This is a genomic window from Streptomyces sp. TN58 (genome assembly GCF_001941845.1).
In the GTDB taxonomy this organism is placed as follows: domain Bacteria; phylum Actinomycetota; class Actinomycetes; order Streptomycetales; family Streptomycetaceae; genus Streptomyces.
This window is the reverse complement of the sequence record NZ_CP018870.1, coordinates 3,647,418-3,659,369: the sequence shown is the minus strand read 5'-3', so window position 1 is coordinate 3,659,369 and position 11,952 is coordinate 3,647,418. Positions and strand designations below refer to the sequence as shown.

Here is an 11,952-nt window from a genome sequence, read left to right as displayed (position 1 = left end):
GTGCGCCCCGGGCACACCCCCGGGCTTCCGGAGGGGTCGAGAGAGTGGCGGACCGGGCCGGGCGAGGACCGGGCGGGGCCGAGACAGTGGCGAGGCGGGTCGGGCCGGGCGCGGAGGGGGTGGAGATCCGCAACACCACTCGCAATCCGATCAACCTCCGTGGCTGGTCGAATCAGGGCAGGTCGGGGGTCCTAGGGGCTTTCGGAGAGGAGGCGGGTGAGCAGGCGCATGGCGCCGCGCTTGTGGAGGGGGTCGTTGCCGTTGCCGCACTTGGGGGACTGGATGCAGGAGGGGCAGCCGGCCTCGCACTCGCAGGCGGCGATGGCGTCGCGGGTGGCCGACAGCCAGGCGCGGGCCGTGTGGAAGGCCCGCTCGGCGAAGCCGGCGCCGCCGGGGTGGCCGTCGTAGACGAAGACCGTGGGGAGGAGGGTGTCGGGATGCAGCGGCACGGAAACGCCGCCGATGTCCCAGCGGTCGCAGGTGGCGAACAGCGGCAGCATGCCGATGGAGGCGTGTTCCGCGGCGTGCAGGGCGCCGCCGAGGATTTCCGGGCTGATCCGGGCCTCGTCGAGCTGGTCCTCGGTCACCGTCCACCAGACGGCCCTGGTGCGCAGGGTGCGCGGCGGCAGGTCCAGCTTGGCCTCGCCGAGGACCTCGCCGGTGATCAGTTTGCGGCGCAGGTAGGAGACGACCTGGTTGGTCACCTCCACGGAGCCGAAGCAGAGCCGGGCCGAGCCCCAGGGGATCTCGGTCTCGGTCTCCAGGATGGAGATCGAGGTGGTGTCGCGGGCGGTGGTGGAGAAGGGCGGGTCCGCCGCCTCCACGAGGGCCGCCGAGCCCTCCAGGTCCAGCTGCCGCACGAGATACGTGCGGCCCTGGTGGAGGTGGACGGCCCCCTCGTGGACGGTGGTGTGGGCCGCCGACTCGTCGACCGTGCCCAGCAGCCGGCCGGTGGAGGCCTCCACGATCTGCACCGGGCGGCCGCCGCCGCCCCGGATGTCGGTCAGGTCCGAGGCCCGCTCCCGGCGGGTCCAGTGCCAGCCCGACGCCCGGCGGCGCAGCAGCTTCGCCGCTTCGAGCTGGGGGAGGAGTTCCTTGGTGGTCGGGCCGAAGAGGTCCACGTCCGCCTCCGTCAGCGGAAGCTCCTCCGCCGCGGCGCACAGGTGCGGCGCGAGGACGTAGGGGTTGTCGGGGTCCAGGACGGTGGCCTCCACCGGTTGGCGGAACAGCGCCTCCGGATGGTGGACGAGGTAGGTGTCGAGCGGGTCGTCGCGGGCGACCAGCACGGCCAGGGCGCCCTGGCCCGATCGTCCGGCCCGTCCCGCCTGCTGCCACAGGGAGGCCCGGGTGCCCGGGTAGCCGGTGATCAGTACGGCGTCGAGGCCGGAGACGTCCACGCCCAGCTCCAGGGCCGTCGTGGCGGCCAGCCCCAGCAGTTCGCCGGAATGCAGGGCCCGCTCCAGGGCCCGCCGCTCCTCGGGCAGGTATCCGCCCCGGTAGGCCGCGACCCGCCGCGGCAGGGTCCGGTCCACTTCCGCCAGGCGCTCCTGCGTGATCACGGAGATCAGCTCCGCGCCGCGCCGGGAGCGCACGAAGGCGACCGTACGCACGCCCTGGACCACCAGGTCGGTCAGCAGGTCGGCGGTCTCCGCGGTGGCCGTGCGGCGCACGGGAGCGCCCCTTTCGCCGCGCAGCTCGGTGAGCAGCGGCGGCTCCCAGAGGGCGAACACCACCTCGCCGCGCGGTGAGGCGTCGTCGGTGATCTCGATCACCGGAACACCGGTCAGCCGGGAGGCGGCGGCCGCCGGGTCGCCGGCGGTGGCGGAGGCCAGCAGGAAGACCGGCCGGGAGCCGTAGCGGGCGCAGAGCCGCCGCAGCCGTCGTAGGACCTGCGCCACGTGGGAGCCGAAGACCCCGCGGTAGGTGTGGCACTCGTCGACCACCACGTAGCGCAGGGCGCGCAGGAAGGAGGACCAGCGGGGGTGGGCGGGCAGGATCCCCCGGTGCAGCATGTCGGGGTTGGTCAGGACGTGGTTGGCGTACTGGCGCACCCATTCGCGCTCCTCGAAGGGCGTGTCCCCGTCGTAGACCGCGGGGCGGACGGCGTTGCCCAGGGGAGCGGCCAGGTCCCGTACGGCGCGCCGCTGGTCGGCCGCCAGGGCCTTGGTGGGGGCCAGGTACAGGGTGGTGGCGCCCCTGCCGTTGGGTGCCTGCGCGCCGTCCACGAGGGCCGAGAGCACCGGTGCGAGATAGGCCAGGGACTTGCCCGAGGCGGTCCCGGTGGCCACGACGACGGATTCGCCGTCCAGGGCGTGTTCGGCGGCCGCGGCCTGGTGTTCCCACGGATGGCCGATCCCGGCCGACTCGATGGCGGCTACGACATCCGTTCGGATGCGGTCGGGCCAGACTGCATGACGCCCCTCCCGAGGGGGCAAGTGCTCCGTATGGGTGATGCGCGCAGAGCGGAAAGGCCCCCGTGACAGGCGGTCCAGGACCGTGCCGGGGGTGGGTCGGGAGTCCGCGTCTGCCGTGGGCCGTCCGGGACCGTGAGTGTTGGCCATCGGAACCGAGTGTGTCACCGGCGTGCGGGACAATGGTCGGAAGGCGTCGTGCGCGCCTGCCGGTAAGTGATTGAATGCCATTGCGGCAGCCAATCCCTCACCTACCTTCGGGTGGGGAGGCCCCTGGGGGGCGCCGCTCGATAGCAAGGTGCTGGAGGATCCGTGGACCTGTCCCTGTCGACTCGCACTGTCGGCGACCGTACGGTCGTGGAGGTCGGTGGCGAGATTGATGTGTATACCGCGCCCAAGCTGCGCGAGCAGTTGGTCGAGTTGGTGAACGACGGCAGCTACCACCTGGTCGTCGACATGGAGCGAGTGGACTTCCTCGACTCCACCGGACTCGGCGTGCTCGTGGGAGGCCTCAAGCGCGTCCGCGCGCACGAGGGTTCGCTCCGCCTGGTCTGCAACCAGGAGCGCATTCTGAAGATCTTCCGTATCACCGGTCTGACCAAGGTCTTCCCGATCCACACCACGGTGGACGACGCCGTCAACGCCACCGACTGACGTCTCCAGGCGGCCCCCGGCAGTCTTCCGGACAGCTGGGGGCCGGCAAGGAGAGCGGGGGTGCCGGACCACGGATGGTCCGGGCCCCTGTCAAGGCACGCCCGTAGTCCGAGGGGGATGCGCATGGCCACCGTTGAACTGCGCTTCAGCGCCCAGCCCGAACACGTCCGGACGGCCCGCCTGGTCGCGGCCGCCGTGGCGCGCCGGGCCGGGGTGGAGGAGGCCGTCCTCGACGAGGTCCGCCTCGCCGTGGGTGAGGCCTGCTCGCGTGCCGTCGGACTCCACCGGACCAACGGGCTGACCGCGCCCGTCCGGGTGGTGCTCACCGAAGAGGACAAGACCTTCTCCATCGAGGTCGGCGACGAGGTGCCCGGCCCGGGCGGCAGCCCGGCCGAGACCGTGTCCGGCATCGCCGCGGTCCAGGACTCCGACGGGGACACCGAGGACGAGATGGGTCTCGCGGTGATCAGCGGTCTCGTCGACGACGTCGAGGTGACCAGTGGTGAATCGGGCGGGAGCATCCGGATGAGCTGGCCCGTATCAACATCCCCAGACCTTCCCTGAGATCAACGGCGCGCACGAGCCGTCCTATCTTCTGATCTTTATCAAGGCCCTGCTGAGCAGGGCCTTTTTCATTCCTCTAGATCAATGAGCATCCGTCAATGCCTTTGTCCCATTACCGCTTTCGAGGGTAATGGAGTGACGCGATCTATTGCTGAGGAGCAGGAGCACGCCAATTGCGTTTCCTGCGCACTGTTTTGATCGGGGCGCGCTCCCTACAATCCGTCCACATCTTGAGCTCATCACGTCAAGGAGGACGAATGACGGGGCTCTTCACCCCACTCGCGCCGGATGGCACCGCTGATCTGGCTTCCGCAGTACTCACCGATGACAATCGGCTCATCGTGATGGTCATTGCGGCCGTGGCACTCGCCGCACTCGTCGTCGCGCAGTTCCTGGTCCGCCAGGTCCTCGCCGCCGACGAGGGAACCGACAGCATGAAGAAGATCGCCGCCGCCGTGCAGGAAGGCGCCAACGCCTACCTCGGCCGGCAGCTGCGCACCCTCGGCATCTTCGCCGTCGTGGTGTTCTTCCTGCTCTTCCTGCTTCCCGCCGACGACTGGAACCAGCGGGCGGGACGCTCCGCCTTCTTCCTCGTCGGCGCCATCTTCTCGGCGGCCACCGGCTACATCGGCATGCGCCTGGCGGTCCGCGCCAACGTGCGCGTCGCGGCCGCCGCCCGCCAGGCCACCCCGGCCGAGGGGGAGCCCGCCAAGGACCTGACCGAGGTCTCCCACCAGGCGATGAAGATCGCCTTCCGTACGGGTGGCGTGGTCGGCATGTTCACCGTCGGCCTCGGCCTCCTCGGCGCCTCCTGCGTCGTCCTGGTCTACGCCGCCGACGCCCCCAAGGTCCTGGAGGGCTTCGGCCTCGGCGCCGCTCTGATCGCGATGTTCATGCGCGTGGGCGGCGGAATCTTCACCAAGGCCGCCGACGTCGGCGCCGACCTGGTCGGCAAGGTCGAACAGGGCATTCCGGAGGACGACCCGCGCAATGCCGCGACCATCGCCGACAACGTGGGCGACAACGTCGGAGACTGCGCCGGAATGGCCGCCGACCTCTTCGAGTCCTACGCCGTCACCCTCGTGGCCGCGCTCATCCTCGGCAAGGCCGCCTTCGGCGACCTGGGCCTCGCCTTCCCGCTGATCGTCCCCGCCATCGGCGTCATCACCGCGATGATCGGCATCTTCGCCGTCTCCCCGCGGCGCAGCGACCGCAGCGGCATGACCGCCATCAACCGCGGCTTCTTCATCTCGGCCGTGATCTCCCTGGTGCTGGTCGCGATCGCCGTCTACGCCTACCTCCCGGCCACCTACCAGGAGCTCGTCGGCGTCGAGAACGCGGCCATCACCAACCACTCCGGCGACCCGCGCGTCCTGGCCGTCGTAGCCGTCGCCATCGGCATCGTGCTGGCGGCCCTGATCCAGCAGCTCACCGGCTACTTCACCGAGACCAACCGCCGTCCCGTCCGGGACATCGGCAAGTCCTCCCTGACCGGCGCGGCCACCGTCGTCCTCGCCGGCATCTCCGTCGGCCTGGAGTCCGCCGTCTACACGGCGCTGCTCATCGGCCTCGGCGTCTACGGGGCGTTCCTGCTCGGCGGCACGTCCATCCTGCTGGCCCTCTTCGCGGTGGCGCTGGCCGGCACCGGTCTGCTCACCACCGTCGGCGTCATCGTCGCCATGGACACCTTCGGACCCGTCTCCGACAACGCCCAGGGCATCGCCGAGATGTCCGGCGACGTCGAGGGAGCGGGTGCCCAGGTCCTGACCGACCTGGACGCCGTGGGCAACACCACCAAGGCCATCACCAAGGGCATCGCCATCGCCACGGCCGTGCTCGCCGCCGCCGCGCTCTTCGGCTCGTACAACGACGCGATCGCCACCGCGGTGAAGGAAGTCGGGGCCAAGGCCGGGGAGATGAACCTCAGCCTGGACATCGCACAGCCCAACAACCTCGTCGGGCTGATCCTCGGCGCGGCCGTGGTCTTCCTGTTCTCCGGCCTCGCCATCAACGCCGTGTCCCGCTCCGCGGGCTCGGTGGTCTACGAGGTGCGCCGCCAGTTCCGCGAGCACCCCGGGATCATGGACTACAGCGAGAAGCCCGAGTACGGGCGCGTCGTCGACATCTGCACCAAGGACGCGCTGCGCGAGCTCGCCACGCCCGGCCTGCTCGCCGTCCTGACGCCGATCGCGGTGGGCTTCAGCCTCGGCGTTGGCGCGCTCGGTGCGTTCCTCGCCGGCGCCATCGGCACGGGCACGCTGATGGCGGTCTTCCTCGCGAACTCCGGCGGCGCGTGGGACAACGCCAAGAAGCTGGTCGAGGACGGCCACCACGGCGGCAAGGGCAGCGAGGCCCACGAGGCGGTCGTCATCGGCGACACGGTCGGCGACCCGTTCAAGGACACCGCCGGTCCCGCGATCAACCCGCTGCTCAAGGTCATGAACCTGGTGGCGCTGCTGATCGCACCCGCCGTCGTGCAGTTCAGCTACGGCTCGGACACCAGCCCGACCGTACGGGCGATCGTCGCGGTCCTCGCGATCGGCGTCATCATCGGCGCCGTGTACGTCTCCAAGCGCCGCGGCATCGCCGTCGGCGACGAGAGCGACGGGACGGCCGAGCGGGTGGCCCAGTCAGCGGATCCGGCGACGGTCTCCTGACCGAGGTACCGAGCGGACGGGTGCCGGACCGGCAGGACCGGCCGTGCGCCCGAACGGCGGACAGGCGGCGCGGACTGACGCGCCGTCCGTCCGCCGTTCTGCGTCCCCGGAGGGCGGGCGTGTATCTTCCGGGCCGAAGGGCTGTCCCGTAATCCCGGGTGGATCAAGCGCGAGGCCCCGTACCCGGCGTCGCGTGCCCGCCGGGGTCACGGGACAGCCCTGAGAGCCTTCGAAGGGACCAATCCGGTGAACAAGAAGCTTGCGGCCGCGTTGTCGGGCAGTGCGGTGCTGATGCTCGTCCTGTCCGGCTGCGGCGGAGACGACGGCGACGAGAAGGCCAACGCCTGGGCCAAGAAGGTCTGCGACCAGTGGCAGCCCGAACTCAAGAAGATCGAGACCGCCAACAACGACGTCAAGCGCGTCGCGACGACGGAGAGCAGCAACCCCGACGAGGTCAAGCAGACCGACTCGGCGGCCTTCGGGACCATGTCCGAGTCGTACAAGACGATGGGCAGCGCCCTGCAGAAGGCGGGCGTCCCGCCGGTCAAGGACGGCGCCAAGACCCAGGCGGCGGCGGTCCAGGGCTTCGAGTCGACCTCGAAGGGCTACGCCGACCTGAAGGCCAAGATGGACTCCCTCGACCCCGCGGACAAGACGAAGTTCGCCGACGGCCTCAAGGAGGTCGCGGGCGGTCTGCAGACGGCGACCAAGGGCGGCCAGGACGCGCTCACCACGCTCAAGGCGGGCGGCCTGGACAAGGCCATCGACAAGCAGAAGGGCTGCCAGGTGGGGGTGGAGTCGGCCTCGCCCGAGTAGCCCGGCCCGAGTAGCCCGGCCCGAGCGGCCCGGCCCGAGCGGCCCGCCCCGGGGCGGCCCGGCCGTGCAGGCCGCGCAGTGCCGTACGACGACCGGGCGGCCGGGCCCCGCGAGGGGGCCGCGGCCGCCCTTTCGTGCGGAGGGCCCCGCCGTGACCGGCTGGACGGGTCCCAGCGGACACAATGGACGGGTGAGTACCACCAGCCTCCCCACCCCCGACCACGCCGCCGAGCTCCGCGGTGCGATGCTGGCCGCCGGCTTCACCGCCGACGGGCTGCTCGACCTGCTCGGCGCCCCCGCCTACGCCGCGCTGGCCCGCAGTGAGACCGTGCCCGCCCTGCGCGCCACCCGGGGCGGCGGCGACGGCCCGCTCGCGACCCTGGTCCGGCTGTTCCTGCTCCAGCAGCCCGTGCCGTACGCGCACGCCGCGTCGGCCATGCCGGTCGAGGCCGCCCTGGCCGACGGCTGGCTGCGGCGCGCGGCCGGCGGCGACGGCGGGGACACCGTGCACGCCACCGTCGACGTCCGCCCGTACGGCGGTCCGGACGGCGAGGACTGGTTCATCGTCTCGGACCTCGGCTGCGCCGTGGGCGGGGCCGGCGGGATCGGCAGCCGGGAGGAGGGAGTCGTCCTCGGCGTCGGCGGCGCCTCCACCACCCTGGCCGGGATCACCGTACGCACCCCGGTCGGCTCCGCCCTCGACCTCGGCACCGGATCGGGCATCCAGGCGCTGCACGCCACCCGGCACGCGACGAGGGTCACCGCCACCGACGTCAACCCGAGGGCTCTCGGATTCACCCGTCTGACGCTCGCGCTCTCCGGCGCGCCCGAGGCCGAGCTGCTCACCGGCTCGCTCTTCGAGCCGGTCGGGGAGGCCACGTACGACCTGATCGTGTCGAACCCGCCGTTCGTGATCTCCCCCGGCGCCCGGCTGACGTACCGCGACGGCGGGATGGGCGGCGACGACCTGTGCCGGACCCTGGTCCAGCAGGCGGGCGCGCGACTCAACCCCGGCGGGTACGCGCAGTTCCTCGGCAACTGGCAGCACGTGGAGGGCGAGGACTGGCACGACCGGCTCCGCTCCTGGGTGCCGCGCGGCTGCGACGCGTGGATCGTGCAGCGTGACGTGCAGGACGTGACGCAGTACGCGGAGCTGTGGCTGCGCGACGCGGGGGACCACCGCACCGACCCCGCCGAGTACGCGCGGCGGTACGAGGACTGGCTGGACGAGTTCGAGGCCCGCAAGACGAAGTCCGTCGGCTTCGGATGGATCACCTTGCGCCGGACGGACGCGGCCGAGCCCTCGATCGTGGTCGAGGAGTGGCCGCACACGGTGGAGCAGCCGCTCGGCGATGCCGTCCTCGCCCACTTCGCCCGCCAGGACTACCTGCGCGAACACGACGACGCCGCCCTGCTGGAGGCCCACTTCACGCTGGTGGAGGAAGTCGTCCAGGAGCAGGTCGGCCCGCCCGGCGCGGAGGACCCGGAACACGTCGTGCTCCGGCAGAACCGCGGAATGCGGCGCGCCACCAAGGTCGACACGGTCGGTGCGGGCTTCGCGGGGGTGTGTGACGGCTCACTGAGCGCCGGGCGGATCCTGGACGCGATCGCGCAGCTGATGCAGGAGGACCCCGTGATGCTGCGGGACCGGACCCCGGAGGCCATCCGGCTGCTGGTCGAGCAGGGTTTCCTGGAGCCGGTGGAGCGTCCCGGGCGGTAGCCGGCCGGGGCGACGCGGCCCGGCGTGGCCCCGGCGCGGGCCCGGCGTGGGACGTGCGTGGGACTGGTTCGGCCGGGGCCAGACGGCCCCCGGGCCACTCTGCCCGGTGATCGGGAAGGGGCGGGCGCGGCATCCGGGCGGCAGAACCGGCACTTGTCGGGTTACCGTTCGAGTGGCCGTTGCGGGCTTGTGCCGTTTGACACGGGGGCGGGTTGTACCGTCACACTCCGCAGCGTCGCCGTACTGCGACCGAGTGCCGACCGGAGAGAAGAGCCAAGTTGTCCCCGACTAGCGAGACCGCAAAGGGCGGCCGCCGACTCGTCATCGTCGAGTCCCCTGCCAAGGCGAAGACGATCAAGGGCTACCTCGGCCCGGGATACGTCGTCGAGGCGAGCGTCGGGCACATCCGCGACCTCCCGAACGGCGCGGCCGAGGTTCCCGACAAGTACACCGGCGAGGTCCGCCGCCTCGGCGTGGACGTCGAGCACGACTTCCAGCCGATCTACGTCGTCAACGCCGACAAGAAGGCCCAGGTCCGCAAGCTCAAGGAGCTGCTGGCCGAGTCCGACGAACTCTTCCTCGCCACCGATGAGGACCGCGAGGGCGAAGCCATCGCGTGGCACCTGCAGGAAGTCCTCAAGCCCAAGGTCCCCGTCCACCGGATGGTCTTCCACGAGATCACCAAGGACGCGATCCGCGACGCCGTCGCCAACCCGCGCGAGCTGAACCAGCGCATGGTCGACGCCCAGGAGACCCGCCGCATCCTCGACCGCCTCTACGGCTACGAGGTCTCGCCGGTCCTGTGGAAGAAGGTCATGCCGCGCCTGTCGGCCGGCCGCGTCCAGTCCGTCGCCACCCGCCTCGTCGTCGAGCGGGAGCGCGAGCGCATCGCCTTCCGCTCCGCCGAGTACTGGGACCTGACCGGAACCTTCTCCACCGGCCGCGCCGGGGACCCGTCCGACCCGTCGTCGCTGGTCGCCCGCCTGAACACGGTGGACGGCAAGCGCGTGGCGCAGGGCCGTGACTTCGGTGCGAACGGGCAGCTCAAGAGCGAGGTGCTGCACCTCGACGAGGCGGGCGCCCGGGCGCTCGCCGCCGCGCTGGAAGGCGCCTCGTTCGCCGTCCGGTCCGTCGAGTCCAAGCCGTACCGCCGGTCCCCGTACGCCCCGTTCCGTACGACGACGCTCCAGCAGGAGGCCTCGCGCAAGCTGGGCTTCGGTGCGAAGGCGACCATGCAGGTGGCGCAGAAGCTGTACGAGAACGGCTTCATCACCTACATGCGTACGGACTCCACCACGCTGTCCGACACCGCGGTGTCGGCGGCCCGTGCGCAGGTCACCCAGCTCTACGGGGCCGACTACCTGCCGGAGAAGCCGCGCGTCTACGCGGGCAAGGTCAAGAACGCGCAGGAGGCGCACGAGGCGATCCGCCCTTCGGGTGATCGTTTCCGCACCCCGGCCGAGACCGGCCTGACCGGCGACCAGTTCCGCCTGTACGAGCTGATCTGGAAGCGCACCGTCGCCTCCCAGATGAAGGACGCGACCGGCAACAGCGTCACCGTGAAGATCGGCGGGCGGGCCTCGGACGGCCGCGACGCCGAGTTCAGCGCGTCCGGCAAGACGATCACCTTCCACGGCTTCATGAAGGCGTACGTCGAGGGCGCGGACGACCCGAACGCCGAGCTCGACGACCGCGAGCGGCGCCTGCCGCAGGTCGCGGAGGGCGACGCGCTCGCCGCCGAGGAGATCACGGCGGACGGCCACGCGACCAAGCCGCCGGCCCGCTACACCGAGGCCTCGCTCGTCAAGGAGCTCGAAGAGCGCGAGATCGGCCGGCCGTCGACGTACGCGTCGATCATCGGCACGATCCTCGACCGCGGCTACGTCTTCAAGAAGGGCACGGCCCTGGTGCCGTCCTTCCTGTCGTTCGCCGTGGTCAACCTGCTGGAGAAGCACTTCGGCCGGCTCGTCGACTACGACTTCACCGCGAAGATGGAGGACGACCTCGACCGCATCGCGCGGGGCGAGGCCCAGTCCGTGCCGTGGCTGAAGCGCTTCTACTTCGGCTCCGAGGACGCCACCGAGGTCGTACCGGCCGACGGCGACCACCTGGGCGGGCTGAAGGAGCTGGTCACGGACCTGGGCGCGATCGACGCCCGGGAGATCTCCTCCTTCCCGGTCGGCGAGGGCATCGTGCTGCGCGTCGGCCGCTACGGGCCGTATGTGGAGCGCGGTGAGAAGGACGCGGAGGGCCACCAGCGCGCCGACGTCCCCGACGACATGGCCCCGGACGAGCTGACGGTCGCGTACGCGGAGGAGCTGTTCGCGAAGCCGAGCGGCGAGTTCCAGCTCGGCAAGGACCCCGTCAGCGGCAACGAGATCGTCGCCAAGGACGGCCGCTACGGGCCGTACGTGACGGAGATCCTGCCCGAGGGCACGCCGAAGACCGGCAAGAACGCCGTCAAGGCGCGGACGGCCTCGCTCTTCAAGACGATGAGCCTGGACACCGTCACCCTCGACGACGCGCTGAAGCTGATGTCGCTGCCGCGGGTCGTCGGCGCCGACGCCGAGGGCGTGGAGATCACCGCGCAGAACGGCCGCTACGGCCCGTACCTGAAGAAGGGCACGGACTCGCGGTCGCTGGAGACCGAGGACCAGCTCTTCACGATCACGCTGGACGAGGCCCTCGCCATCTACGCGCAGCCCAAGCAGCGCGGGCGGGCCGCGGCCAAGCCGCCGCTGAAGGAGCTGGGCACGGACCCGGTCAGCGAGAAGCCGGTGGTGGTCAAGGACGGCCGCTTCGGACCGTATGTGACGGACGGCGAGACGAACGCGACGCTGCGGCGGGACGACGACGTCGAGACGATCACGCCGGAGCGGGGCTACGAGCTGCTCGCGGAGAAGCGGGCGAAGGGCCCGGCCAAGAAGACGGCGAAGAAGGCCGCCAAGAAGGCCCCGGCGAAGAAGGCGACCGCGACGAAGACCGCGGCCGCGAAGAAGACGGCGGCCAAGAAGACGACGACCGCGAAGAAGACGGTCGCCAAGAAGACGGCGGCGAAGAAGACGGCGGCGAAGAAGACGGCCGCGGCCCCGGCCGCTGACGAGTAGTCGCTCGCGCCGTCAGCCCCGCC

At 71.3% G+C, this 11,952-nt stretch carries 7 protein-coding genes; 6 read left to right on the top strand and 1 reads right to left on the bottom strand.

Annotated elements, in window-relative coordinates; all coding sequences use genetic code 11:
- Positions 1-191 precede the first annotated feature (191 nt).
- Entirely contained in the window at positions 192-2,642 is a 2,451-nt protein-coding gene (locus tag BSL84_RS16505; protein WP_075970634.1) for a DEAD/DEAH box helicase, read from the bottom strand.
- A gap of 81 nt (positions 2,643-2,723) precedes the next feature.
- Here BSL84_RS16505 and bldG point away from each other — a divergent pair, with 81 nt between their 5' ends.
- The 6 genes from bldG to topA all read left to right on the top strand — a co-directional run bounded on the left by bldG (position 2,724) and on the right by topA (position 11,929).
- Complete coding sequence (bldG, locus tag BSL84_RS16500; RefSeq protein WP_030028781.1) at positions 2,724-3,065, top strand: anti-sigma factor antagonist BldG; 342 nt, start codon at positions 2,724-2,726, stop codon at positions 3,063-3,065.
- Between the two features lie 123 nt (positions 3,066-3,188).
- Entirely contained in the window at positions 3,189-3,629 is a 441-nt protein-coding gene (locus BSL84_RS16495; protein ID WP_030028782.1) for an ATP-binding protein, read from the top strand.
- A gap of 257 nt (positions 3,630-3,886) precedes the next feature.
- The gene (locus BSL84_RS16490; protein WP_030028784.1) at positions 3,887-6,286 is read left to right on the top strand and encodes a sodium-translocating pyrophosphatase; all 2,400 of its coding nucleotides are present in this window, start codon (positions 3,887-3,889) and stop codon (positions 6,284-6,286) included.
- Between the two features lie 246 nt (positions 6,287-6,532).
- The gene (locus BSL84_RS16485; protein WP_037662121.1) at positions 6,533-7,102 is read left to right on the top strand and encodes a hypothetical protein; all 570 of its coding nucleotides are present in this window, start codon (positions 6,533-6,535) and stop codon (positions 7,100-7,102) included.
- A 190-nt stretch (positions 7,103-7,292) separates the two neighbouring features.
- On the top strand, positions 7,293-8,822 hold the full coding sequence (locus tag BSL84_RS16480) for a DUF7059 domain-containing protein (protein ID WP_045320821.1): 1,530 nt from the start codon (positions 7,293-7,295) through the stop codon (positions 8,820-8,822).
- Positions 8,823-9,100: 278 nt separating this feature from the next.
- On the top strand, positions 9,101-11,929 hold the full coding sequence (gene topA / locus BSL84_RS16475) for a type I DNA topoisomerase (protein ID WP_030029965.1): 2,829 nt from the start codon (positions 9,101-9,103) through the stop codon (positions 11,927-11,929).
- Positions 11,930-11,952: the final 23 nt, after the last annotated feature.